Below are 25,594 nucleotides of genomic sequence, written 5' to 3'. Positions count from 1 at the left end.
AACGCGGACAGAAGTCGATGTGGCGGACGCGTTGAGGGCATTTGTTCGTTCAAGCCGGATCGACCAGATCGAGCGCGAGCCCGCTCCGTCTGAGGCGCGCGCGAGCCCACAGCGCAGCGATCAGCATATGAGACCTTCGCCACGGGGTCAATCCGGGGCTCACGAGTAAGCGTTGAGCTGGGCCCTGCGCTTGGCCTGGATATTACCTCGTTCGGCCTGCGGGACGGAGATCCGGTCCGGATCTCCGTCGGAGACATACCGGCGTTTGGGGTGCTTGTCCAGCCATTCCAGCCAGTACTGCGAGCACCATCGGCGGCATTCGCCCTTCTTGCCGTTGCTCTGGATCCGCTGGATGGCTCCGGGGTCGAAAGACTTCGCGAAGGGCGAAACCGAGGGCTCGGCGCCGGCCAGGAACACGCCGGCGAAGTCGTAGGCCGTGCCGTCCCACGAGCCGCGGTCGGCGGCGCTTTTGCTGCGCGGCATCGAGCCGAACGGCAGGGCGATGGTCGCCGAGGGCTCCACGCCGAGCTTCTTGAGCAGCCGCTCCAGCCGGACGATCTGCTCACGCACCTGCTTGCTCTTGAGCGCGCGCAGGTTGGGGTGGCTCCAGGTGTGGTTGGCCACCTCGAAGCCGTGGTGCGCCAGCCACTGCGCCGCCTTGGCCTGCTCGGCCGGGTCGTCGATGCCGAAGGGGCGCCGGTTCACCCAGAAGGTGGCGACCGGCTGGAAGTGCGGGTACTTGCGGGCGACCTCCAGCAGGATGCCGACCGCGGTGTCCCTGCGCGGCCGGCCCTGGGCGTCCAGGCCGAAGTGCGACTCGTGGCCGTCGTCGAAGGTCAGCACCACGGGCGACTTGCCCGCCGGGACGCGGATCTCGCCGGTCGCGAACTGCTTGGCGGTGATCGGCACGTAGCCCTTGCGGGCCAGTTTCTCCAGCTCCTGGCGGAGCTGGGCCGGGGTGCGGTCGATCGAGGCCAGGCGCTTGGGGATGATCCGGTGGTACATGATCACCGGGACCATGCCGGCCTCGTTGGCCTTCACCTGCTTGGCGAACTCCGGCGTGGCGACCACTCCCGGCGGGGGCTGCTGTGGCTGGGCCGGGGCGCTCGGCTGGGGGCTGGCCGCCGGCTTGGCCATCGCGCGGGACGGCGTTTCCTCTTCCGGCAGGATCCCCAGGAGCACCAGGGCGACGAGCACCACCACGACGTTGGCGACACCGACGATCCGGACGAGGGACGCTGTACTGCGCACGTGACTCCATGGTTGACGGCCGATCAACCCGGCCAGCCTAGTCCAGAACGCTCCTTCGCCGACAAACCCGCCGATCTATGGGAGGGGGCGGGTTGCCCGGTTTCTCAGGGGTCCGGGACGGTGTGGAGCCCCCAGAACCGTCCTCCAGCCTGGGCCCCAGAACAAAGCGGCCCGGGCTGGAGGAACGTCCGACGAGGGTCAGTGGCCGGCGTCTTCCCAGGTGCGACCGACGCCGACGGAGACGTCGAGGGCCACCCGCAGCGGGTAGGCCGCCGCCATCTGGTCGCGGACGAGCTGGGTGAGGCCTTCCAGCTCCCCCGCCGCCACCTCGAACACGAGCTCGTCGTGCACCTGGAGGAGCATGCGCGAGCGCAGCCCCTCCTCACGCAGCGCCTGGCGGACGTTGAGCATGGCGACCTTGATGATGTCGGCCGCCGACCCCTGGATGGGCGCGTTGAGCGCCATCCGCTCGGCCATCTCCCGCCGCTGCCGGTTGTCGCTGGTGAGGTCGGGCAGGTAACGCCGCCGCCCCATGATGGTCTCGGTGTAGCCGTCGGTGCGGGCCTGGGCGACGATCGCCTGGAGGAAGTCGCGCACCCCGCCGAACTCCTCGAAGTACTCGTCCTTGAGCGCCCGCGCCTCGCCGACCGAGATGTTGAGCTGCGCGGCCAGCCCGAAGTCGGACAGGCCGTACGCCAGCCCGTAGTTCATCGCCTTGATCTTGGCTCGCAGTTCCCCGTCCACCTGCTCGGGCGGCAGGTCGAAGACGCGCGAGGCGGTCGCCTGGTGGAAGTCGTGCCCGGACTCGAAGGCCGCGATGAGCGACTCGTCGCCCGACAGGTGCGCCATGATGCGCAGCTCGATCTGGCTGTAGTCGGCGGTGAGCAACGTCTCGAAGCCCTCGCCGACGACGAAGCCCTGCCGGATGCGGCGGCCCTCGGCGGTGCGGATGGGGATGTTCTGGAGGTTGGGCTTCTCCGACGACAGCCGCCCGGTGGCCGCGATGATCTGGTTGAACGTGGTGTGGATGCGCCCGTCGTCGGCGATCTCGGCGAGCAGGCCGGTGACGGTGGTCATGAGCTTCTGCTGGTCGCGGTGGCGCAGCATGATGACGGGCAGCTCGTGCTCGGTCTGGGTGGCCAGCCAGGCGAGCTGCTCGGCGTCGGTGGAGTAGCCGGTCTTGGTCTTCTTCGTCTTGGGCAGCCCGAGCTTGGTGAAGAAGATCTCCTGGAGCTGCTTGGGCGAGCCGAGGTTGAACTGCTCACCCACCACCCGGTGGGCCTCCTCGACGGCCTGCTTGACCCCGGCGGCGAACTGCGACTCCATGCCCGAGAGGTACTCGCGGTCGACGGCGATGCCGGCCCGCTCCAGCTCGGCCAGGACGCCGAGCAGCGGGAGCTCCACGTCGGCCAGCAGCTCCGTGCCGCCGCGCTCGGACAGGAAGGCCTCCAGCGCGTCGGCCAGCTCGCGCACGGCCGCGGCGCGCAGGGCGAGGTCTTTAGCCGGAGCGTCCTCGTCGTCGCCGAAGAGGGCGGCCTGCCCGGAGGAGGACTCCTCGGCGCGCAGGTCGCGGTTGACGTAGCGGCGGGCGAGGTCTTCGAGGGCGAAGGTGCGCTGGCCCGGCATCGCCAGGTAGGCGGCCAGGGCGGTGTCGCAGGTGAGGCCCTTGAGCTCCAGGCCCTGCGCCCAGAGGGCGAGGATGGGGCCCTTGGCGTCGTGGACGGCCTTGGGCGCGCTCTCGTCGCCGAGCCAGTCGGCCAGCGCCTTGAAGTCGGACTCGGTCAGCCGGGCGGGGTCGATGTGCGCGGCGCTGCCGTCGGGCGAGGCGATCGCCAGGCCCTCGATGCGGCCGGTGCCGCTGCCGTACGCGCCCTTGAAGGCCAGGCCGGCGCGGCCGGCCGGCAGGGCGGCGAGCCAGCCGGCGACGCGGTCGGGGCCGAGGATGACGGTCGCGACCTCGAAGCCCTGCTCGGGGTCGGCCTCGCCGGTGCCGAGCACCTTGAAGACGCGCTCGCGCAGCTCGCCGCGGATCTGCAGCGTGTCGAAGAGCTTGTTGATCTCCTCGCGCTGCCACTGGCCCTGGTGGAGGGTCTCGATCGGGACGTCGAGCGGCACGTCGCGCATGAGCTCGGTGAGCCGGCGGTTCATCAGCACCTGGTCGAGGTGGTCGCGCAGCTTGTCGCCGACCTTGCCCTTGACCTCGTCGACCCGGTTGACCAGCTCCTCCAGGGAGCCGAAGTCGCGCACCCACTTGGCGGCGGTCTTCTCGCCGACGCCGGGGATGCTGAGCAGGTTGTCGCTGGGGTCGCCGCGCAGCGCGGCGAAGTCGGGGTACTGCTGCGGGGTCAGCTCGTACTTCTCGAAGACCGCCTCGGGGGTGAAGCGGGTCATGTCGCTGATGCCGCGCCGGGTCATCAGCACGGTGATGTCGGCGTTGACGAGCTGGAGCGCGTCGCGGTCGCCGGTCACGATGAGCACGTCCATGCCCTCGGCGGCGGCGCGGGTGGCCAGCGTCGCGATGAGGTCGTCGGCCTCGAAGCCCGGCTTGGACAGGTACGGCACCTTGAGGATGTCGAGGAGCTCGAAGATGAGCCGCATCTGGTCGCGGAACTCGTCGGGCGTGGCCGAGCGGTTCGCCTTGTACTCCCCGTACGTCTCGTGCCGGAACGTGGGCTCCGACCGGTCGAAGGCGACCGCGATGTGCGTGGGCTGCTCGTCCCTGATCATGTTGGTCAACATGGAGGTGAACCCGTACACGGCCGCGGTGGGCTGACCGTCGGTGGTCATCAGGTTGGCGTCCTTCAGGGCGTAGAAAGCCCGGTACGCCAGGGAATGCCCGTCCAGGAGCAGGAGTCGGGGCCTCACGGGGGTCGCTTCACTCTTCGGCACAGTCGCAGCCTAGTCTCCAAGTGCGACAGAAAACCCGAGCTCGCGAGAGTGGAGACGGCACCTTGACCCTCATCGACATCGACTTCGTCAACAGCCTCAACCAGGGCACCCTCGGCGAGCGGATGGGCATCGAGTTCGTGGAGGCCACCCCCGAACGGGTCGTGGCGCGGATGCCGGTGGCGGGCAACACCCAGCCGTACGGCCTGCTGCACGGGGGCGCCTCGGTGGTGCTGGCCGAGTCGGCCGGCTCGATCGCGGCGGCCATCCACGCCGGGCCGGATCGCATCGCGGTGGGGATCGAGATCAACGCCACCCACCACCGCTCGGCCACCTCGGGCCACGTCACCGGGGTCGCCACGCCGCTGCACACCGGGCGCACGCTGGCCACCTACCAGGTGGAGATCACCGACGAGCAGGGCCGCCTGGTGTGCACCTCCCGCATCACCTGCATGCTGCGTGACCGCCCCCAGAACCCCTGAGCACTCCCCCACCAGGCGCGGAGCCACTCCAGGCGAACCTGAGCACCCCTGAACCTTTGATGAGTTTCGGTCTCCCTTTGCGCAGCCTCCCCGCGGTCGCTACCGTTGTCCCAGCAGAGCCCGCGGGGGAGGCCGAGTAGATAACGCGTAGGGCCGGGGAAGCCCTACATGGTCCCAAAGGCCCCCTCCCGGGTTCGTTCCCCTCCGGCCGCCCGTCGCGCGCGGCCCACCCTCTTCTCGCTCCCGTCGACGATCTCCGGGACGCCACGAAATCCTCGCAAAACGCCACATTCCGGGCATCCGTTACCCGCTCGCGTCCCGCTTCGGCATATCTAGCCAAAATTCATGGGACTTTCCGCTGATCGTGACAATCGAGGGAAAACGATCGACACGGGTGAATGACCATTTAGCCCCTGACCTGCCGCGTTGTTTCCTTACATCAGTGACACACACACATCACTAATTGGTGACGAACGGTTCGGAACCGGGCGTAGCCAGAATAGGCTCCCGCCACAGCATCCCAGTCGTGCCTGCGATGCCTGCGTACCGACGAGGGGGGCTGACCGCCTTCCTAGACTTGCGAGGGAGCACCATTGCGCAGAGCCGTGATCGCGTTCACGGCCTTCCTGGGTGGCCTTATCTTCCTTCTCGCCAGCCCGGCAGGCGCCGCGGCAGTCGAGGGTGAAGGCTTGAAGGGCACACTCACATTCCAAGGCCAGCCAGTGAACGGCGCGAAAATCGTCGTGACCACCGAGGACGGACAACCCGTCAAGGAGGTCACCACCAACGCCCAAGGCACGTGGGAAGTAGAGGTCCCGAAGGCGGCGACCTACAAGGTCACTCTCGACCCCGCGAGCCTCCCGGCCACCGCTCAGCCGCGCGGCGGCGTGAACGTCCGGACGCTCCCGGTCTTCGAGGGCGACGTCCGTACGGTCCTGTTCCCGCTCGAGCCCAAGGCGGTCGCGGGCCAGGAACCGGCCGCCGACCCCAACGAGGGCGCCTTCCTCCGCCAGGCGGCCCAGCTCGCCTTCGAGGGCTTCAACCTCGGCCTGATCATCGCCCTGGCCGCCCTCGGCCTGTCGCTGATCTACGGCACCACCGGCCTGACCAACTTCGCCCACGGCGAGCTGATCACGCTGGGCGCCGTCGTGGCCTTCCTGTTCAACACCGGGATGTTCGGCTGGGCCGGGATGCCGCTGGAGCTGGCCGCCCTGCTGGCGGTCATCGTCTGCGGCGCGCTCGGGTACGCCCAGGACCGCTGGTTCTGGGGCAAGCTGCGCAAGCGCGGCACCGGCGTCATCGCCATGATGATCATCTCGATCGGCGTGGCGATCCTGCTCCGCAACCTGATCCAGTTCTTCTTCGGCGCGCAGAACGAGTCGTTCTCCGACTACAACGCGCAGGCCGGCATGAACATCGGCCCGATCACCGTGGCGCCCAAGAACCTGTGGGCGATGGGCATCGAGCTGATCGTGCTGGTCGTCGTCGGCATCGCCCTGCTGAAGACCCGCACCGGCAAGGCCGCCCGCGCGGTGGCCGACAACCCGGCGCTGGCCTCCTCCTCGGGCATCAACGTCGACCGGGTCATCCGCATCATCTGGGCCTCGGGCGGCGCCATCGCGGCGCTGGCCGGCATCATGCTCGGCCTGTCCCAGCAGCTCAAATTCACCATGGGCCAGGACATCCTGCTGCTCATCTTCGCCGGCGTCACGCTCGGCGGCCTGGGCACCGCGTTCGGCGCCCTGGTCGGCTCGCTGGTCGTGGGCGTGTTCATCCAGCTTTCCACCCTGTGGGTCCCGCCGGAGCTGAAGTCCGTGGGCGCGCTGGCCGTACTGATCGTCGTCCTCCTCGTCCGGCCGCAGGGCATCCTGGGCCGCCGCGAGCGGATCGGCTGAGGGGAGGGAAGTCATGGACTGGCAGACAATCATCAGCACCACCCTCTCGACCCTGGTGGGCTGGCAGGCGGTGGTCTACGGACTGGCCGCGATCGGCATCAACATCCACTTCGGCTACACCGGCCTGCTCAACTTCGGCCAGGCGGCCTTCATGGCCGTCGCCGGGTACGGCCTGGCCGTCACGGTCACCGTCTTCGACCTGCCCTTCTTCGTGGGCATCCTGGTCGGCCTCGCGGCGGCGGTGCTGCTGGCGCTCCTGCTGGGCATACCGACGCTGCGGCTGCGCGCCGACTATCTGGCGATCGTGACGATCGCCGCGGCGGAGATCATCCGGCTCATCTTCCGCTCGGTGGCCTTCAAGGAGGTCTTCGGCGGCTCGGACGGCCGGCGCGGCTTCAACACCGACTTCTACGCGATGAACCCCTACCCGGACGGCACCTACGGCATCGGCCCGGTCAGCTTCGACGAGCGCTCCATGTGGGTGCTGACCGTCGGCTGGGCCCTGGTCGGCGTCTCCTGCCTGGTGGTGTGGGCGCTCATGCGCAGCCCGTGGGGCCGCGTGCTGAAGGCCATCCGTGAGGACGAGGACGCCGTGCGCAGCCTCGGCAAGAACGTCTTCTCCTACAAGATGCAGTCGCTCATCCTCGGCGGCGTCATCGGCTGCCTGGCCGGCTTCATCTACGGGCTGTACTTCGGCTCGGTCCAGCCGGACGTCTTCGGCACCGAGCTGACCTTCTTCGCCTACACCGTCGTCATCCTCGGCGGCGCCGCCCGCGTCCTCGGACCGGTCGTGGGCGCGATGATCTTCTGGGTGCTCTTCGTCTTCGTCAGCGGCACGCTGGCCGAGGCGACGCGCGCGGGGTACATCCCGTTCATGACCGAGACCCAGGTCGGCCCGATCGTCTACGCCCTGGTCGGGTTCGGCTTCATCCTGCTGCTCGTCTTCCGGCCGCAGGGTATCTTCGGTGACAAGAGGGAGATCGCACTCGATGCCCGATAACACGCCCAGCCGCAAGGCTGACGCGCTGGCCGCCCTCCAGGACCTGGAGCGCGAGCCGGGCGTCGCCAAGCCGGACCCGATCCTGATCGCCGACGGCGTCGTGCGCCGCTTCGGCGGTCTCACCGCCGTGGACGTCCAGCACGTCGAGATCCAGCGCGGTTCCATCACCGCGCTGATCGGACCGAACGGCGCCGGCAAGACCACCTTCTTCAACCAGCTCACCGGGTTCGACACCGCCGACGCCGGCTCGTGGACCTTCAACGGCAAGCCCATGAACGGCGTGCCCGCGCACAAGGTCGCCCGGGCCGGGATGGTGCGCACCTTCCAGCTCACCAAGGCGCTGTCCAAGCTCACCGTCATGGAGAACATGCGGCTGGGCGCGCAGAAGCAGATCGGCGAGAACTTCTTCCAGGCCCTGGTGCCCTTCCGGTGGCGGCTGCAGGAGCAGCTCATCACCGAGCGGGCCGAGGAACTGCTGCGGCGCTTCAAGCTCGACGCCAAGAGCGAGGACTTCGCCGGCAGCCTGTCCGGCGGCCAGCGCAAGCTCCTGGAGATGGCACGGGCGCTCATGGTCGGCCCCGAGCTGGTCATGCTCGACGAGCCCATGGCGGGCGTCAACCCGGCGCTCACCCAGTCGCTGCTCGGCCACGTCAAGGACCTGCGCGAGCAGGGCATGACGGTGCTGTTCGTCGAGCACGACATGGACATGGTCCGCGACATCAGCGACTGGGTCATCGTGATGGCCCAGGGCGGCATCATCGCCGAGGGCCCGCCCGACGCGATCATGTCCGACCACCGCGTGATCGACGCCTACCTGGGCGCCCACCACGACGCGCCGCTGTCGGAGGAGGAGCTCCAGCAGCAGTTGCACGAGGCCGAGGCCGCCCTGGAGGCCGAGGCCGCAGAGGAGGAGACGGCCAGATGAGCTCCGCACCCGAGTCGAAGGCCGCGGTCGTCGACCGCAGCGCCCACGTCAGCGGCGCCGAGGGCGCGGTCCTGCGCTGCGACGAGCTGATCGCCGGCTACCTGCCCGGCGTCAACATCCTGAACGGCTCCGACCTCTACGCCCAGCAGGGCGAGCTGATCGGCATCATCGGCCCCAACGGCGCGGGCAAGTCCACGCTGCTGAAGGCCATGTTCGGGCTGGTCAACGTGCGCAGCGGCACGGTCGTGCTCAACGGTGAGAACATCACCAACATGAAGGCGCACTCGCTGGTCTCGCGCGGCGTGGGGTACGTCCCGCAGACCAACAACGTCTTCCCGAGCCTGACCATCGAGGAGAACCTCGAGATGGGCGCCTTCCAGCAGCCCAAGAAGTTCAAGGAGCGCTTCGAGTTCGTCGCCGAGCTCTTCCCCGCCCTCAAGGAGCGGCGCAAGCAGCGCGCCGGCTCCCTGTCCGGCGGTGAGCGGCAGATGGTGGCGATGGCACGGGCGCTCATGACCGAGCCCTCGGTGCTGCTGCTCGACGAGCCCAGCGCCGGCCTGTCGCCCAAGCTGCAGGACCTGGTCTTCATCCAGGCCCAGCAGATCAACAAGGCCGGCGTGACGGTCATCATGGTCGAGCAGAACGCGCGGCGCTGCCTGCAGATCTGCCACCGCGGCTACGTGCTGGACCAGGGGCGCAACGCCTACTCCGGCACCGGCAAGCAGCTCGCCAACGACCCGAAGGTGATCGAGCTCTACCTGGGGACGCTCGCCCGCGCCTGACGGAAATCATCATCTAGGGGGTACGGCTCGCGCGAGCCGTACCCCTTAAATGGTTCTGTGAGGCATCTACCGGCTCTGTTAGCCATCGCGGCACTCGTGGCCTGCCAGGCCGCCCCCGAGCCCCGTACGGACAAGTACAGCACCGGCGGGGACGCCAAGGACTCGCCCTGCACGCGCGTCATCTCCTCCATCGGCTACGCCGAGCTCCTGCTGCTGCCCCGCGGCCAGGAGGACAGGCAGAACTTCGAGGACGCGGTCCTGGGCCGCATCGCCGAGACCCGGGGCATCGCCGCGGAGTTCGGCGGGCGGCTGCCCGAGTCCATCAAGGCGGCGGCCGGGGAGCTGGAGCAGGCCGCCTCGGGCCTGGCGCGGGCGGACGTGCCGCGCGAGCGGCAGGTCGAGCTGCTCAAGCGCTACCGGGCGGCGACCGAGGAGATCAAGAAGAACTGCCGGACATAGCAGAAGGCCCGGTCCGAAGCGGACCGGGCCTTCTTCATGCGGCCTTAGCCGGCGATGTTGCCCTTGCGGTACTCCAGCGCCTTGGTGCCGTAGGTGTTGTTGTCGGCGTACTCGTAGATGCCGATCGTGGCGACGGCCGGGTCACCGGCGTCGTTGAACTCGATAGGGCCGGAGACGCCCTCGTAGTCGATGTCCTTGCCGGCCTTCATGAGCTCGTTGCAGCTCTTGAAGTCGGTGCACTTCTCGCCGCCCTTGCTGACCTCGGCCAGCTTCTTGGCGATGTCCTCGCCCGCGTCCGACTTCGCGGCCTCGGCGGCCAGAGCCACCAGGTTCGCGGCGTCGTACGACTCCGGCGCGTAGCTGAAGTCGGCGAGCTCGGGGTTGATCTCCTTGAGCTTGGCCTGGAAGGCCTCCGGCGAGGCGGCGCCGGGGATGGTGCCCTTGACGCCCTTGAGGGTGCCCTTGGGCATCTTCACGTAGTTGGTGTTGGAGGTGTTGCCGTCGACCATGTACCACTTGTACTTGTCGGCGGTCAGACCCTGCTTCACCAGCTCCTGGACCAGCTTGGCGGTCTCCTCGAAGCCGATCAGGACGATCGCCTTCGGGTTCTTGGCCTTGATCTTCGCCACGTCGGCGGAGAAGTCGGCGGCCTTGGGGTCGTAGTCGACGCGCTCGGCGACGGTGCCGCCGCCGCCCTCGATCGCCTTGGTCACGTTGTCGGCCAGGCCCGTGCCGTAGGAGTCCTGCATCGCCAGGATGCCCACGGTGTCGCTGCCGTCGGCCAGGACGAGGTCGCCCAGCACGCGGCCCTGCAGCACGTCCGGCGGAGCCGTACGGAAGTACAGGCCGTTGTCCTGGATCGTGGTGAACTTGTCGGAGGTGTTGGCCGGCGAGAAGTGCACCGTGCCCGCACCCGTGATCTTGTCGATGACCGACTCGGACACCGAGGAGGACGCGGCGCCGATGATGGCGTCGGCCTTCTGGGCGAGGAGCTTGTCGACCGACTGCGAGGCGATGTTGGTGGTGGTGTCGCCGGAGTCGGTGTGGATCTTGGCCACCGGCTTGCCGAGGACGCCGCCGGCGTCGTTGATCTCCTTGACCGCGAGGTCCACACCGGCGAACTCGGGCGGGCCAAGGAAGGCGAGAGAGCCGGTCTGCGGCAGCAGGGTGCCGATCGTCAGGGTGCCGTCACCCTTCGACGCCGCTGCGGGCGACGAAGCGGCGGGAGCCGACGCGCTCTCTGAGGCCGCGGGCGGATTGGCGGTTGTTCCCCCGCCGCCACCACACGCCGTAAGGGCGAGGCTTGCCGCGGCAGCCACGGCCAGCGCGCGCCCGAGAGGGGCAATGCGGATCATGAAATGTCTCCTCCATCCAGGCCCGGGATCCGGTCAGCTCCGCCGACGAGTCCCGATCGAATGACGGAAACGTACAAAACACCTGATGACCGTAGCCAGTGCTGGGGGTGAACTGTCGGCACTTGGATGCGGAGTCGTAATCAGTCCTCAACTTACCGGCGGGGGAAGTGCTGCCTAATGTGCTTAACGTGAAGCGCGTCCTGCTTGCGATCCTGTTGACCGGCTCGTGTGCGGCACAGCCCGATCCGCCGGCGAATTCCGCTCCGTCCACCGAGCCTCCGGTGGGGGTTTCGGTCACGCTGGGGCAATGGCGATCGGACGAACCGGCACACCGGCTTCAGGCGGCCGTCCGAAATTCAACCGACATTCCCATCTATTTCGCGGACGTCCAGCTCGTCACGGAGTCCTTCAAAACGCTCCCGGCGGAAAAATCGGGGGCTGTGCTTCGCCGTACAAATCGGACAGATCTTCCCATGCCGTACGGCGAGGCCGTCTGTTCCGGTGACGGCGAGCAGACCGTACGGCCGGCGTCGGTGATCGCGCACGTCAAGGTCGGCGACGGGCCGCTGCGCAAGGTGGTCTTCCCGGTCCCCCACCCCGACCCGCTGCTGGCCAGGCTGCTGCGCGACGAGTGCCAGGCCCAGCAGGTGCGCAAGCTGAGCGACCTGGCCTTCGCCCCCGAGTGGCGCGAGCGGGGCAAGGAACTGCACGGCACGCTGGTGCTCACCCGGCGCTCGGGCGCCAACGCGATCACCGTCCGCTCGATCGACGGGACCACGCACTACATGATCGAGGGGCCGGTCCGCACGCTGGAGGCGGGGGCCGCGCGGCTGGAGATCCCGGTGGTGGTCACCCCGGCCCGCTGCGACCCGCACGCCTTCGCCGAGGCCAAGAAGGCCTATCTCTTCCCGGTCCGTGTCACCGTGGACCGGGAGGAGAAGCCCCGTGTGGTCATCGTGATCCCGGACGAGAAGGCCCAGGTCCAGATGCTGTACTACGCGAAGAAGGTGTGCGGCCTACCCTGAGATGTTGCCCTTGCGGTACTCGATGGCCGGGCCGAAGGTGTTGTCGTCCTTGGCCTGGTAGACGCCGATCGTGGCCACGGCGGGGTCGCCCGCGTCGTTGAACTCGATCGGGCCCGAGACGCCCTCGTAGTCGATGTCCTTGCCCGCCTTGAGCAGGTCGAGGCAGCTCTTGAAGTCGGTGCACTTCTCGCCGCCCTTGCTGACCTCGGACAGCTTCTTGCCGATGTCGGCGCCGGCGTCGGACTTGGCGGCCTCGGCGGCCAGCGCGACCAGGTTGACCGCGTCATAGGACTCCGGGGCGTAGTTCCAGTCCTTGAGCTCGGGGTTGATCTCCTTGAGCCGGGCCTGGAACGCCTCGGGCGAGGCGGCGCCGGGGATGGTGCCCTTGGCCCCGACGAGGGTGCCCTTGGGCATCTTCACGTAGTTGGTGTTCGAGGTGTTCCCGTCGACCATGTACCACTTGTACTTGGCGGTGGTCAGCCCCTGCTTGACCAGCTCCTGGATGACCTTCGAGCTCTCCTCGAAGCCGATGATCACCACGGCCTTGGGGTTCTTGGCCTTGATCTTCGCCACGTCGGCGGAGAAGTCGGCGGCCTTGGGGTCGTAGTCGACCCGCTCGGCGACCGTGCCGCCGCCCGCCTCGAGGGCCTTGGTGACGTTGTCGGCCAGGCCGGTGCCGTAGGAGTCCTGCATCGCCAGGATGCCCACGGTGTCGTTGCCGTCGCTCAGGATCAGGTCGCCGAGCACCCGGCCCTGCAGCACGTCGGGCGGGGAGGTGCGGAAGTACAGGCCGTTGTCCTGGATGGTGGTGAACTTGTCGCTGGTGTTGGCCGGCGAGAACTGCACCACCCCGGCTCCGGTGATCTTGTCGATGACCGACTCCGACACCGACGAGGAGGCCGCGCCCATGACCGCGTCGGCCTTCTGCGCCAGCAGCCGGTCCACCGACTGGGCGGCCAGGTTGGTCGTGGTGTCGCCGGAGTCGGTGTGGATCTTCGTGATCGGCTTGCCGAGCACGCCGCCGGCGTCGTTGATCTCCTTGACCGCCAGGTCGACGGCGGCGAACATCGGCGGGCCGAGGAAGGCCAGCGAGCCGGTCTGCGGCAGCAGCGTGCCGATGGTCAGGGTGCCGTCGGCGCCGGTGGCGGCCGGCGGGGCGCTCTGCTGTCCCGAGGGGGCCGGAGCCGCCGGGGTCGCCGTGGTGCCGCCTCCCCCGGAGCAGGCGGTCAGCACCAGGCCGGCCGCCCCGAGCAGAGCCACTTTTCGGACTATTCGGACCATGTACGGTCACCTCCACGCGGGCACTGATATGTCGCGATCAGAGCCAGCATGGACCCCACCAGGTGCGACGACGCGATCACCTGCGGTACGGATACGCACATGTGACGCCGCCTTGACGCCCGCCGCCGAGCCGTTACCCGCCCTTGACTCCCCCGCCGGGCGCACGGCATGGCGAACCCGTCCGATCGGCGCCGGACGGGCCTGTCGTTATCGCTTCGCGACCGTCACGTGGCCTGCTCGTTATGCCCCGCGTCGTCGATCACGAGCTGCGCGACCTCCCGCATGCTCAGCCGCCGGTCCATCGACGCCTTCTGCACCCACCGGAAGGCCTGCGGCTCGCTCCAGCCGTGCTTGGCCATCAGCAGGCCCTTGGCCCGCTCCACCAGCTTGCGGGTCTCGAGCTGGCCGCCGAGGCTGCTCACCTCGCGGGCGAGCGCGACCATCTCCTCGTGCCGGCTCACCGCCATCTCGATCGCCGGCACCAGGTCCGCCTTGGTGAACGGCTTGACCAGGTAGGCCATCGCCCCCGCGTCCCTGGCCCGCTCGACCAGGTCGCGCTGCGAGAACGCGGTCAGGATCAGGCACGGGGCGATCCGGTCGGCCACGATGCGCTCGGCCGCCGAGATGCCGTCGAGAATGGGCATCTTCACGTCGAGGATCACCAGATCGGGCCGGAGTTCGGTGGCCAGTTTGATCGCGCTCTCGCCGTCACCGGCCTCGCCCACGACGACGTAGCCGTCCTCCTGGAGCATCTCCTTGAGGTCGAGGCGGATCAGGGCCTCGTCTTCCGCGATCACCACTCGCCGTTGCGTACTCACGAGCAGAAGAGTACCGACGTCCGCTAGATTAGAGCGAGGCCAGGGCCGTCCCAGCTGATCCAGATGTGGCGGTAGGCTACCTCCTGCGCCGCCCTGATAGCCCAACCGGCAGAGGCGATGGTCTCAAACACCATTCAGTGTGGGTTCGAATCCCACTCAGGGCACCTCAAGCTGCCTTTTCGGCCGGCCCGGTATCTTGTGGCAGGTGACTGCTACCGACTCTGGCGCCCACGGCGTCGGCCTGGCGACGATCGCCGCCGACGGCACCGTCCTCGACACCTGGTTCCCTGTCTTCGCCCTCGGTGAGGCCGGTTTCACCGGCACCGAGCGGCCGGCCGACCCCGGCGAGTTCGCCGCCGCGGTGGGCCCCGACCCCCAGCGCGGCGTCGAGGTCGTGGCGGTCCGCACGGCCATCGCCAAGCTCTCCGAACCGCCCGCCGACGCGCACGACGCCTACCTGCGCCTGCACCTGCTCTCGGGCCGGCTGGTCAAGCCGCACGAGGTGAACCTGGACGGCCTGTTCGGCCTGCTGGCCAACGTGGTCTGGACGAACCACGGCCCGTGCGCCGTGGACGGCTTCGAGGCCGCCCGGCTGCGGCTGCGTGCCCGGGGGCCGGTCACCGTCTACGGGGTGGACAAGTTCCCGCGCATGGTCGACTACGTGCTGCCCTCGGGGGTGCGCATCGCCGACGCCGACCGCGTCCGGCTGGGCGCGCACCTCGCGCCGGGCACCACGGTCATGCACGAGGGCTTCGTCAACTTCAACGCCGGCACGCTGGGCGCCTCCATGGTCGAGGGGCGCATCTCGGCCGGGGTGGTCGTCGGCGACGGCACCGACGTGGGCGGCGGCGCCTCGATCATGGGCACGCTGTCCGGCGGCGGCAAGGAGGTCATCTCGGTGGGCGAGCGCTGCCTGCTGGGGGCCAACTCCGGCATCGGCATCTCGCTCGGCGACGACTGCGTGGTCGAGGCCGGGCTGTACGTCACGGCGGGCACCAAGGTGGGGCTGCCGGACGGCCGGGTCGTCAAGGGCAAGGAGCTGTCCGGGGTGAACGGGCTGCTGCTGCGGCGCAACTCCCAGACCGGCGCGGTCGAGGCGGTCCCCCGACAGGGCACGGGCGTGGAGCTCAACGCCGCCCTGCACGCCAACTAGCCGCGCGCCGGGACCTCCGGTGGCCGGGGGTCCCTGGTCAGGCCGGGGCGCCGCACTTGCCGGGGTTCAGCAGCGCTGCGGCGGAGCCGTACCGGCCGCTGACCGGCCGGGTGCCGCGCCAGTAGGTGCTGCCGTCGGCGCGGCGGAACTGGACGGTGGCGTAGATCTCGTCGGTGTCGGCGAGGTCCTCGTCGAGGTACTCCGAGTCGAGGTCGCTCGTCCAGGTGAACAGGGTTCCGGTGGGCGGGCAGCCCATCAGGGTGTCGTCCTTGAAGGAGTCGTCGCCGTGCAGCCGGATCCAGGTCAGCCTGTCGCTGAACGGGCTCTCCGCGCGGCAGTGGATGCGGACGCGGGCGGTCGCGGCGCTCAGCTCGGTGATGTTCAGGCTGCAGGAGGCCGGCTGGGCCGAGGCGGAGGCCGGGAGGACGGCCAGCGGGACGGCGCTCAGCGCGAGCAGCGTGGCGGTGGCCAGGGAGGCGAGTCTCATACGGCCATGAGACCGCGAGACTCGCCCTCCGGCCCAGGTCCACTCAGGGCCCGGGAACGGACCCCAGTGGCCCCCGGCCCGCTCGTCAGGGCCAGGGGTCGCGCGGGCTTCAGGGGTGGGAGACGGCGGCGCCGATGGTGTGGACGCGCAGCGCGTTGGTCGAGCCCGGGGTGCCGGGAGGCGAGCCGGCCACGATGACCACCTTGTCGCCCTTCTCCACCTTGCCCAGCGCCAGCAGCGAGGCCTCGACCTGGCGGACCATGTCGTCGGTGTGGTGCACGAACGGCACGTGGAAGGTCTCCACGCCCCAGGTCAGCGAGAGCTGCCCGCGCACGTGCGGGGCGGAGGTGAAGGCCAGCAGCGGGATCGGCGAGCGGTAGCGGGCCAGCCGCCGCGCGGTCTCCCCCGACATGGTGAAGGCGCACAGCGCCTTGGCCCCGACGACCGCGCCGACCTCGGCCGCCGCGCGGGCGATGGCGCCGCCGGTGGTCTCGGGCAGCCGGTCGAGGGTGTGCGTGGCCTGCAGCGAGGTCTTCTCGGCGGTGCTGGCGATGCGGTCCATGGTGGCGACCGACTCGATCGGGTACTGGCCCACGGAGGTCTCGCCGGAGAGCATGACCGCGTCGGCGCCGTCCATGACGGCGTAGGCGACGTCGGAGGCCTCGGCGCGGGTGGGCCGCGGGCTGTGCATCATCGAGTCGAGCATCTGGGTGGCCACGATGACCGGCCGGGCCTTCTCGCGGCACAGCTCGATGATCCGGCGCTGCACGACCGGGACCTCTTCGAGGGGCAGCTCGACGCCGAGGTCGCCGCGGGCGACCATGATGCCGTCGAAGGCCTCGATGATCTCGGGGAGCCGGTCGACCGCCTGCGGCTTCTCGATCTTGGCCAGCAGCGGCAGCCGTACGGCCTCCTGCTCCATGATGTTGCGCACCACGTCGGCGTCGGAGGGCCGGCGCACGAAGGACAGGGCGATCATGTCGAAGCCGGTGCGGAGCGCCCAGCGCAGGTCGGCCTCGTCCTTGTCGGTGAGGGCGGGGGCGCTGACGTTGACGCCCGGCAGGTTGAGGCCCTTGTTGTCGGAGATCATGCCGCCGATGACGACGCGCGTGGTGACGCGCTGGCCGTCGACGCGAGTGACCTCCAGGACCAGGCGGCCGTCGTCGACCAGGATGGTGTCGCCGGAGCGCACGTCGCCGGGCAGGCCCTTGTAGGTGGTGGAGACCTGCTCGCGGTCGCCGGGGACGTCTTCGGTGGTGATGGTGAAGACGTCGCCGAAGCCCAGGCGGACGGGGCCCTCCTCGAACCGGCCGACGCGGATCTTGGGACCCTGCAGGTCGGCCAGGACGCCTACGCCGCGGCCGAGCTCGGCCGCGACCTCCCGGATCCGGTCGTAGACCTCTTTGTGAAGCTCATGGGTGCCATGGCTGAGGTTGAACCGGGCCACGTCCATCCCCGCGGAGATCAGCTCGCGGAGCTGTTCGGGGGACGAGGTGGCGGGACCGAGAGTGCAGACGATTTTCGCGCGACGAGTCACGGCTCCTACCTTAATTGGTACAGACCACTCGGCTGTCACCGTCTTCGGAGAACAAAGCCCGTCCAGGAGGTCAACACCAGGGCCGCGACGGCGATTCGCGCCAGATTCGTGTGCTCGTCCGGGTAGACGACACCCTCGATGTAGGTGTCGATGAAGCCGCCCGGCCGCAGCCCCTGGAGCCCGGCGTGCTCGCGGCCCCAGTTCTCGACCACGGTCAGCGGGCACTCCATGCCGGTCAGCACCGACAGCACGCCCCAGGCGGCCACCGCCAGGTGCGCCCAGATCAGCCGCGGCCAGCGCCAGGCCAGGAAGCCGCCGACCGCCATGAACAGCAGGAACAGGAAGTGCACCACCATGGCGGCTTCGGCGAGCAGGCGGTACGGCATGCCGCGAGCCTACGGCTTGACGGTGGCCGCCTTCAGCGCGTCGACGACGCCGCGGCCGTAGAACCCGTTGCGGGACTTACCACCCTCGCAGGCCCGCACGGCCGGGCACGCCTTGGGGGTGGCGGTGGCGTACAGCAGCTTGGCGACCTTGCCGGGGTCCATCCGCACGCCGCCCTTGCCGGGCTTGCCGAAACGGCTGATCAGGATCGCGGCGACGCCGGTGGCGTGCGGGGCGGCCATGGAGGTGCCGTCGAGGTACTGGTAGTAGGAGCAGTCGCCGGGCGTGCAGTCGCGGATGACCTCGCTGGTGGTCGGCTCGCCGGAGGAGTCGAGCTTGCGGTCGGCGCGCAGCGCGTTCTCGGGGGCGGCGGCCAGGATCGAGCGGGTCGTCGACAGGCCGCCGCCGTCGCCGCCGGGGGCCGACAGGTCGGCCTGCTCCAGGCCGTAGTTGGAGTAGCTCGCCTTGCGGCCGGCCGGGTCGAGCGCGGAGACCGAGATGACGTGCTTGCCCTCGGCGGGCAGGTTCAGGCAGGAGTTGTCGATGCCCCGGGTGCGCTCGCTGCCGCGCGGGTAGTTGGGGCTGGCCGTGTCGACGGTGGGCCGGCCGAGGTCCATCGACTCGTTGCCGAGCGCGCTGATCAGCGTGACGCCCTTGGCGTGGGCGTAGTCGAGCGCGCGCTGCATGCCGGTGCGGACGGCGCGCTGCTGCTGGCGCTGCTTCTTGCTGTCGGACTTGTTGGCGGTGCAGTTGAACAGCCACGGGTCGATGTAGAAGCTCATGTTCACCACGTCGACGCCGATGTCGGCGGCGTAGGTGAGCGCGTCGAGGCTCGGCTTGAGGAAGAAGAAGCCGGAGTCCTGGCCGGCGCGGATGTTGACGATCTGCACGCCGGGGGCGACGCCCGCGATGCCCACGCCGTTGATCGGGGAGGCGATGGTGCTGGCCACGTGGGTGCCGTGGCCGTCGTCGTCCACGTCGGCCGGGTCCTTGCAGGACTTGACCTCGCAGGCGCCGTCGACCTCCTGGCCCTCTCTGTCCTTGGGGATGTCGGTGACGAAGTTGCGGGACAGGGCGCGGTTGAAGTTGGGGGCGAGGTCGGGGTGCTTGCCGTCCACGCCGGTGTCGATCACGCCGACCAGGACCTTCTTGGTGCCGGGGGCGCGGGTGTTGGCGCGGTCGGCGCCGATCATGCGCATGTCCCACTGGCGCTTGGCCAGCGGCTCGGCCGCGGCGCCCGCCATGCCGGAGACGTCGGGCATCACCGTCCGGCCCGCGGTGGCGGGGCGGGCGGCCTCGGTGCCGGTCCAGCGGGCGGCGGTGACGGCGCCGATCAGGCGGTCGCCGGTCACGCCCGCGACCGCGGGGTCGCCGTCCAGCGCGTCCACGAAGGCGTCGCCGGGGCCGCTGGCCAGGAGGTAGCCCAGCTTGGGCTCGGCGCCGAGCGCGGTGCCACCGGCCCGCTGGATCGCCGCACGGGCCGCGTCCTGGGCGCCGTCGGCGTAGAAGACCAGGAAGTCCGCCACACCGGTAGCGGCCGGCGCGGAGGCCGTGCCGGTCCGCGGGACCGCAGGCGCGCAGGCGGTGAGCCCCCCGGCGACGGCCAGCGCCGCCACCAATCCGACAAACCGCCGCATGTATCCCCCTCTACCGCATTTACCCAGAAGACGCTCATCCTCCCGCACTCGTTGGCCGAATGCCATTTTCTCGTGATATTTCGGTCTTTCCCGAGGCCCCGCCGTACCCCGAGACACGCGAAAGCCGGGGCCCCGCGAGGGGACCCCGGCCGGTGACGCGGACCTCAGACCAGCGGGCGGGCCGTCGGCAGGATCGGGTACGGCAGAGCCGTCTCCCCCGTCAGGAAGCGGTCCACCCCGGAGGCGGCGGCGCGCCCCTCGGCGATGGCCCAGACGATGAGCGACTGCCCCCGCCCCATGTCCCCGGCGGAGAAGACGCCCTCGACGTCGGTCATGTACGTCTTGTCGCGGGCGACGTTGCCGCGCGCGTCGAAGGACACGCCGAGCTCCTCCAGCAGCAGCCCCTTCTCCGGCCCGACGAAGCCCATCGACAGGGTCACCAGGTCGGCGGGCAGCTCGCGCTCGCTGCCGGGGATGGGCCGGAAGCCCGTCTCGGGGCCTTCGACGTCCACCAGGCGGATGGCGACCACGTTGCCGGCCTCGTCGCCGACGAACTCGGTGGTGGAGACGGCGTAGACGCGGGCGCCGCCGCCCTCCTCCAACTCCTCGTGCGCGCTCTCCATCTTGAACAGCGTCGGGAAGGTCGGCCACGGCTGCGAACCGGCCCGCGAGGCGGGCGGCTTGGGCATGATCTCGAGCTGGGTGACCGAGGCGGCCCCCTGCCGGATCGCGGTGCCGATGCAGTCGGCGCCGGTGTCGCCGCCGCCGATCACCACCACGTGCTTGCCGCGGGCGTTGATCGGGGAGTCGGCCAGCGCCTTGTTGGCCGGGGGCAGGTACTCCATCGCCTGGTGGACGCCCTTGAGCGAGCGCCCGGCGACGGGCAGGTCGCGCCACTGGGTGGCGCCGCCGGCCAGGACCACCGCGTCGAACTGCGCGCGCAGCTCGGCGGCGGTGATGTCGACGCCGACGTTCACGTTGACCCGGAACTCGGTGCCCTCGGCCCGCATCTGCTCCAGGCGGCGGTCGATGTGCCGCTTCTCCATTTTGAACTCGGGGATGCCGTACCGCAGCAGGCCGCCCGGGGCGTCGGCCCGCTCGAACACGACCACGTCGTGCCCGGCGCGGGTGAGCTGCTGCGCCGCGGCCAGACCGGCGGGGCCGGAGCCGACGACGGCCACCCGCTTGCCGGTCTTCACCGCCGCCGGCTGCGGCCGGACCCAGCCCTCGGCGAAGGCGCGGTCGACGATCTCGACCTCGACCCGCTTGATCGCCACCGGGTCGGCGTTGATGCCCAGCACGCACGCCGCCTCGCAAGGAGCCGGGCACAGGCGGCCGGTGAACTCCGGGAAGTTGTTGGTGGCGTGCAGGCGCTCGATCGCCTCGCGCCAGTCGTGCCGGTAGACCAGGTCGTTCCACTCGGGGATGAGGTTGCCCAGCGGGCAGCCGTTGTGGCAGAACGGGATGCCGCAGTCCATGCAGCGTGCGGCCTGCTTGTTCAGCTTCTGCGCCGGGAAGGCCTCGTAGACCTCCCGCCAGTCCTGGATGCGGACGTCCACCGGGCGGCGTGCCGGCAGCTCCCGGTCGTGCGTGAGGAAACCCTTCGGGTCGGCCATCGGTTACGCCTCCTTCTTGGCGAGGGATCGCGGGGTCAGCCTGCGCGGGACCAGCAGGCGCGGGGTCAGCGGGCGGCGGCTCATGACTGCACCGCCGCGGCCATGACGGCCTCGTCCACGTCGCGGCCCTCGATGCGGGCGGCCTCGGCCGCGCGCAGGACCCGCTTGTAGTCGGTCGGCATGATCTTGCTGAACCGGGTGAGCGCCGTCTCCCAGGTGGCCAGCAGGTCCCTGGCCACCGGCGAGCCGGTCTCGGCGTAGTGCTTCTCGACCGCGCCGCGCAGGAACTCGGCGTCCTGCTCGGCCAGCGGCTCGATGGCGACCATCTCCCGGTTGACCCGCTCGGGTCGGGCGTCCAGCAGGTAGGCGATGCCGCCGGACATGCCCGCGGCGAAGTTGCGCCCGGTCTGCCCGAGGACAACCACGCGCCCGCCGGTCATGTACTCGCAGCCGTGGTCGCCCACGCCCTCGACCACCGCGGTGGCGCCGGAGTTGCGGACGCAGAAGCGCTCGCCGGTGACGCCGCGGATGAAGGCCTCGCCGGAGGTCGCGCCGTAGAGGGCGACGTTGCCGGCGATGATGTGCCCGTCCAGGTCGGCGGCCGGGCGGAGGGTGAGGCGCCCGCCGGACAGGCCCTTGCCCAGGTAGTCGTTGGCCTCGCCGGTCAGCCGCAGCGTGACGCCCTTGGGCACGAAGGCGCCGAAGGAGTTGCCGGCCGCGCCGGTGAAGCTGACGTCGATGGTGTCGTCGGGCAGGCCGGCTCCGCCGTACCGCTTGGTGACCTCGTAGCCGAGCATGGTGCCGACGGTGCGGTTGACGTTGCGGATCGGCAGGTCGAGCTTGACCGGCCGGCGGCTGGCCAGCGCGCCCTCGGCGAGCTGGATCAGTGTGTTGTCCAGCGCGTGCTCCAGGCCGTGCTCCTGCTCGACGGTCTTGCGCAGCGGGGTGCCCGCGGGCAGCGCCGGCTGGTGCAGGATCGGCGACAGGTCGAGCCCGGCGGCCTTCCAGTGGTTCTCCGCCGCGGTGGTGTCGAGCAGCTCGACGTGGCCGATCGCCTCGTCGAGGGAGCGGAAGCCCAGCTCGGCGAGGTACTCGCGGATCTCCTCGGCGATGAACTCGAAGAAGTTGACCACGAACTCCGGCTTGCCGGTGAAGCGCTTGCGCAGCTCGGGGTTCTGGGTGGCGACGCCGACCGGGCAGGTGTCCAGGTGGCACACGCGCATCATGACGCAGCCGCTGACCACCAGCGGGGCGGTGGCGAAGCCGTACTCCTCGGCGCCCAGCAGGGCGGCGATGACCACGTCACGGCCGGTCTTGAGCTGGCCGTCGACCTGGACGACGATGCGGTCGCGCAGGTTGTTGAGCAGCAGCGTCTGCTGGGTCTCGGCCAGGCCGAGCTCCCACGGGGCGCCGGCGTGCTTGAGCGAGGTCAGCGGGGAGGCGCCGGTGCCGCCGTCGTGGCCGGAGATGAGCACCACGTCGGCGTGCGCCTTGGAGACGCCCGCGGCGACGGTGCCGACGCCGACCTCCGCGACCAGCTTCACGTGCACCCGGCTGACCGGGTTGGCGTTCTTCAGGTCGTGGATGAGCTGGGCGAGGTCCTCGATGGAGTAGATGTCGTGGTGCGGCGGCGGCGAGATGAGGCCGACGCCGGGCGTGGAGTGCCGGGTCTTGGCGATCCACGGGTAGACCTTGTGGCCGGGCAGCTGGCCGCCCTCGCCGGGCTTGGCGCCCTGCGCCATCTTGATCTGCAGGTCGTCGGCGTTGACCAGGTACTCGGAGGTGACGCCGAAGCGGCCGGAGGCCACCTGCTTGATGGCGCTGCGCCGGGCCGGGTCGTGCAGGCGCTCGGGGTCCTCGCCGCCCTCGCCGGTGTTGGACTTGGCGCCCAGCCGGTTCATGGCGATGGCGAGCGTCTCGTGCGCCTCCATCGAGATGGAGCCGTAGGACATCGCGCCGGTGGAGAAGCGCTTGACGATCTCGGCGACCGGCTCGACCTCCTCGATCGGCACCGGGCTCCGGTCGCTCCTGAACTTGAACAGCCCGCGCAGCGTCATCAGCTTCTCGGCCTGGGAGTCCACGAGGTTCGTGTACTCCTTGAAGATCTCGTAGCGCCGGGTGCGGGTGGCGTGCTGGAGCTTGAAGACGGTCTCGGGGTTGAACAGGTGCGGCTCGCCCTCGCGCCGCCACTGGTACTCGCCGCCGACCTCCAGCTTGCGGTGGGCGTTGGCGACCCGCGGGTAGGCGCGGCGGTGGCGCTGCGCGGCCTCCTCGGCCAGGACGTCGAAGCCGACGCCGCCCAGGCGCGAGGTGGTGCCGGTGAAGCACTCGGCGACCACGTCCTCGCCCAGGCCGAGCGCCTCGAAGATCTGCGCGCCGGTGTAGGAGGCGACGGTGGAGACGCCCATCTTCGACATCACCTTGATGACGCCCTTGCCGTACGCCTTGATCAGGTTGCGCACGGCCTTGTGCTTGTCCAGGTCGAGCACGCCGGTGTCGACCAGGTCCTCGACCGTCTCGATGGCCAGGTAGGGGTTGACCGCGCCGGCGCCGTAGCCGATGAGCAGCGCCATGTGGTGGCACTCGCGGGCCTCGCCGGTCTCGATCACCAGGCCGACCCGGGTGCGGGTCTTCTCGCGGATCAGGTGGTGGTGCACCGCGCCGGTGAGCAGCAGCGACGGGATCGGCGCGAGCTCCTCGCTGGCGCCGCGGTCCGACAGCACCAGGATGCGGGCGCCGGACTCGATGGCCTGGGAGGCCTCCTCGCGGATCTCGGCCAGGCGCTGCTTGAGCGCCGCGCCGCCGCCGGCCACCGGGTAGAGGCCGGAGATCACGATCGGGTGGAAGCCGGGCAGGTCGTGCTCGTCGTTGATGTGGATGATCTTGGCGAGCTCGTCGTTGTCGATCACCGGGTAGGGCAGCACGAGCTGGCGGCAGGAGGCCGGGCCCGGCTCCAGCAGGTTGCCCTCCGGGCCCAGGGTGCTGGCCAGGCTGGTGACCAGCTCCTCCCGGATGGCGTCTAGCGGCGGGTTGGTGACCTGCGCGAAGAGCTGGCTGAAGTAGTCGAACAGCAGCCGCGGCTTCTCGCTCAGCACCGCCACCGGGGTGTCGGTGCCCATCGAGCCGATCGGCTCCTGGCCGCTCCTGGCCATCGGCGACAGGATGATCCGCAGCTCTTCCTCGGTGTAGCCGAAGGTCTGCTGCCGCTTGACCAGCGCCTCGTGCGTCGGCACCTCGTGCGCCCGCGCGGGCAGTTCCTCGAAGCGGACCAGGCCCGCGTGCAGCCAGTCCTCGTACGGCAGGGCCGCGGCGAGCTCGGCCTTGATCTCGTCATCCTCGATGATCTTGCCGCGCGCGGTGTCGATCAGGAACATGCGCCCCGGCTGCAGCCGGCCCTTGCGCACGACCTGCTCGGCCGGGATGTCCAGCACGCCGGCCTCGGAGGCCAGCACGACCAGGCCGTCCACGGTCACCCAGAAGCGCCCCGGGCGCAGGCCGTTGCGGTCGAGGACCGCGCCGGCGACGGTGCCGTCGGTGAAGGTGATCGAGGCCGGGCCGTCCCAGGCCTCCATCATCGAGGCGTGGAACTCGTAGAAGGCCCGGCGGGCCGGGTCCATCTCGGTGTGGTTCTCCCACGCCTCCGGGATCATCATCAGCACCGCGTGCGGCAGCGAGCGCCCGCCGAGGTGCAGCAGCTCCAGCACCTCGTCGAAGGAGGCGGTGTCGCTGGCGTCCGGGTCGCAGATCGGGAAGAGCCGCTCCAGGTCGCCCGGGATCAGCTCGGAGGCGAGCATGGCCTCGCGGGCGCGCATCCAGTTGCGGTTGCCCTTGACGGTGTTGATCTCACCGTTGTGCGCGACGTACCGGTAGGGGTGCGCCAGCGGCCAGCTCGGGAAGGTGTTGGTGGAGAAGCGCGAGTGCACCAGGGCGATCGCGCTGGCGAAACGCTCGTCGGACAGGTCGGGGAAGAACGGCTCGACCTGGTCCGGGGTGAGCATGCCCTTGTAGACCAGCGTGCGCGACGACAGCGAGGCGAAGTAGCAGTCGACCTCGTGCTCGGCCCGCTTGCGCAGGCAGAAGGCCAGCCGGTCGAGCTCCAGGCCGGTCTCGCCGCCCGGGCTGCTCACGAAGAGCTGCTTGAAGAAGGGCATCACCGCGCGGGCGCTCGGGCCCGGCAGGGCCGTGTCGACCGGCACGTCGCGCCAGCCCAGCACGGTCAGGCCCTCCTCGGCGGCGATCTCCTCGATCATGCCGGTGCCGATCGCCCGTGCTTCCTCGTCACTGGGGAGGAAGACCAGGCCGACCGCGTACGCCCCCGCCTCCGGCAGGGCGAAGTCCACGGTGGCGCGGAGGAACTCGTCGGGCACCTGCGTGAGGATGCCGGCACCGTCCCCGGTGTCCGGCTCGCTTCCCTTGGCCCCGCGGTGATCGAGATTCACCAGAGCGGTCAGCGCCTTCACCACGATCTGATGCCCCCGGCGCCCGGCCACATCGGCGACCATGGCGACGCCGCAGGCGTCGTGCTCGTTGGCGGGGTGGTAGAGGCCCTGAGGCTCGGGGAAACCCCCGTGGAAGCCATTGCGGGCAGCAGGCATGGAAACCCTCCCGTCGTCTTCGTCTG

At 70.0% G+C, this 25,594-nt stretch carries 19 protein-coding genes and 1 tRNA gene; 9 read left to right on the top strand and 11 right to left on the bottom strand.

Translation table 11 applies throughout. From position 1 onward, the window contains the following. Window positions 1-159 precede the first annotated feature (159 nt). Window positions 160-1,251, bottom strand: a complete 1,092-nt coding sequence (locus tag AB0I67_RS18445; RefSeq protein WP_357924604.1) for a polysaccharide deacetylase family protein — start codon at window positions 1,249-1,251, stop codon at window positions 160-162. A gap of 198 nt (window positions 1,252-1,449) precedes the next feature. After that, window positions 1,450-4,140, bottom strand: coding sequence for a DNA polymerase I (polA, locus tag AB0I67_RS18440; RefSeq protein WP_357924601.1), 2,691 nt, complete (start codon window positions 4,138-4,140; stop codon window positions 1,450-1,452). Window positions 4,141-4,262: 122 nt separating this feature from the next. On the opposite strand from polA, the gene AB0I67_RS18435 reads away from it, so the two are divergent. From AB0I67_RS18435 to AB0I67_RS18410, 6 genes are all read left to right on the top strand, one after another. Next, the gene (locus AB0I67_RS18435) at window positions 4,263-4,619 is read left to right on the top strand and encodes a PaaI family thioesterase (RefSeq protein ID WP_357924875.1); all 357 of its coding nucleotides are present in this window, start codon (window positions 4,263-4,265) and stop codon (window positions 4,617-4,619) included. Window positions 4,620-5,341: 722 nt separating this feature from the next. After that, on the top strand, window positions 5,342-6,514 hold the full coding sequence (locus AB0I67_RS18430) for a branched-chain amino acid ABC transporter permease (RefSeq protein ID WP_357924598.1): 1,173 nt from the start codon (window positions 5,342-5,344) through the stop codon (window positions 6,512-6,514). 13 nt (window positions 6,515-6,527) lie between these two features. Then, the gene (locus AB0I67_RS18425; protein ID WP_357924595.1) at window positions 6,528-7,514 is read left to right on the top strand and encodes a branched-chain amino acid ABC transporter permease; all 987 of its coding nucleotides are present in this window, start codon (window positions 6,528-6,530) and stop codon (window positions 7,512-7,514) included. Continuing rightward, window positions 7,504-8,439, top strand: coding sequence for an ABC transporter ATP-binding protein (locus AB0I67_RS18420; RefSeq protein WP_357924592.1), 936 nt, complete (start codon window positions 7,504-7,506; stop codon window positions 8,437-8,439). The genes AB0I67_RS18425 and AB0I67_RS18420 overlap by 11 nt, the downstream gene beginning before the upstream one ends. Next, window positions 8,436-9,221, top strand: coding sequence for an ABC transporter ATP-binding protein (locus AB0I67_RS18415; protein ID WP_357924589.1), 786 nt, complete (start codon window positions 8,436-8,438; stop codon window positions 9,219-9,221). Before AB0I67_RS18420 ends, AB0I67_RS18415 begins: the two co-directional genes overlap by 4 nt. Window positions 9,222-9,278: 57 nt before the next feature. Further along, a complete protein-coding gene (locus AB0I67_RS18410) occupies window positions 9,279-9,680 on the top strand; it encodes a hypothetical protein (RefSeq protein WP_357924586.1) in 402 nt (133 codons plus the stop codon). Between the two features lie 44 nt (window positions 9,681-9,724). On the opposite strand, the gene AB0I67_RS18405 is transcribed toward AB0I67_RS18410, so the two are convergent. Beyond that, window positions 9,725-11,035 carry an ABC transporter substrate-binding protein gene (locus AB0I67_RS18405; protein WP_357924585.1) on the bottom strand — a complete coding sequence of 437 codons (1,311 nt, stop codon included), beginning with the start codon at window positions 11,033-11,035 and terminating at the stop codon, window positions 9,725-9,727. Between the two features lie 473 nt (window positions 11,036-11,508). On the opposite strand from AB0I67_RS18405, the gene AB0I67_RS18400 reads away from it, so the two are divergent. After that, window positions 11,509-12,060 carry a hypothetical protein gene (locus AB0I67_RS18400; protein WP_357924582.1) on the top strand — a complete coding sequence of 184 codons (552 nt, stop codon included), beginning with the start codon at window positions 11,509-11,511 and terminating at the stop codon, window positions 12,058-12,060. Here AB0I67_RS18400 and AB0I67_RS18395 read toward each other — a convergent pair. Both AB0I67_RS18395 and AB0I67_RS18390 read right to left on the bottom strand, forming a co-directional pair. After that, window positions 12,052-13,320: an ABC transporter substrate-binding protein gene (locus AB0I67_RS18395; protein WP_357924579.1), complete on the bottom strand. Its 1,269-nt coding sequence runs from the start codon at window positions 13,318-13,320 to the stop codon at window positions 12,052-12,054. The two genes, AB0I67_RS18400 and AB0I67_RS18395, sit on opposite strands and share 9 nt — an antisense overlap. 245 nt (window positions 13,321-13,565) lie before the next feature. Then, window positions 13,566-14,159: a response regulator gene (locus AB0I67_RS18390; RefSeq protein WP_357924578.1), complete on the bottom strand. Its 594-nt coding sequence runs from the start codon at window positions 14,157-14,159 to the stop codon at window positions 13,566-13,568. 90 nt (window positions 14,160-14,249) lie between these two features. Between AB0I67_RS18390 and AB0I67_RS18385 the strand changes: the two genes are divergently transcribed. Further along, window positions 14,250-14,323: transfer RNA gene (locus AB0I67_RS18385), tRNA-Leu, on the top strand. 41 nt (window positions 14,324-14,364) lie between these two features. After that, the gene (dapD, locus tag AB0I67_RS18380) at window positions 14,365-15,312 is read left to right on the top strand and encodes a 2,3,4,5-tetrahydropyridine-2,6-dicarboxylate N-succinyltransferase (RefSeq protein ID WP_357924575.1); all 948 of its coding nucleotides are present in this window, start codon (window positions 14,365-14,367) and stop codon (window positions 15,310-15,312) included. 37 nt (window positions 15,313-15,349) lie between these two features. Here the strand turns inward: dapD and AB0I67_RS18375 are convergent, their stop codons facing one another. The 6 genes from AB0I67_RS18375 to gltB all read right to left on the bottom strand — a co-directional run bounded on the left by AB0I67_RS18375 (window position 15,350) and on the right by gltB (window position 25,568). Next, entirely contained in the window at window positions 15,350-15,799 is a 450-nt protein-coding gene (locus AB0I67_RS18375; protein WP_357924573.1) for a hypothetical protein, read from the bottom strand. A gap of 109 nt (window positions 15,800-15,908) precedes the next feature. Further along, a complete protein-coding gene (gene pyk / locus AB0I67_RS18370) occupies window positions 15,909-17,336 on the bottom strand; it encodes a pyruvate kinase (RefSeq protein WP_357924571.1) in 1,428 nt (475 codons plus the stop codon). A gap of 35 nt (window positions 17,337-17,371) precedes the next feature. Beyond that, on the bottom strand, window positions 17,372-17,722 hold the full coding sequence (locus AB0I67_RS18365; RefSeq protein ID WP_357924569.1) for a DUF2784 domain-containing protein: 351 nt from the start codon (window positions 17,720-17,722) through the stop codon (window positions 17,372-17,374). Between the two features lie 9 nt (window positions 17,723-17,731). Beyond that, window positions 17,732-19,357, bottom strand: a complete 1,626-nt coding sequence (locus AB0I67_RS18360) for a S8 family serine peptidase (RefSeq protein WP_357924566.1) — start codon at window positions 19,355-19,357, stop codon at window positions 17,732-17,734. 164 nt (window positions 19,358-19,521) lie between these two features. Next, window positions 19,522-20,973, bottom strand: a complete 1,452-nt coding sequence (locus AB0I67_RS18355) for a glutamate synthase subunit beta (protein WP_357924564.1) — start codon at window positions 20,971-20,973, stop codon at window positions 19,522-19,524. An 80-nt stretch (window positions 20,974-21,053) separates the two neighbouring features. Further along, complete coding sequence (gene gltB, locus AB0I67_RS18350) at window positions 21,054-25,568, bottom strand: glutamate synthase large subunit (RefSeq protein WP_357924561.1); 4,515 nt, start codon at window positions 25,566-25,568, stop codon at window positions 21,054-21,056. Window positions 25,569-25,594: the final 26 nt, after the last annotated feature.

The sequence above is a fragment of the Nonomuraea sp. NPDC050310 genome (genome assembly GCF_040655795.1).
GTDB lineage: Bacteria > Actinomycetota > Actinomycetes > Streptosporangiales > Streptosporangiaceae > Nonomuraea.
Note: the sequence above shows the minus strand (reverse complement) of the source record. Positions and strands in the feature narration are given on the sequence as shown.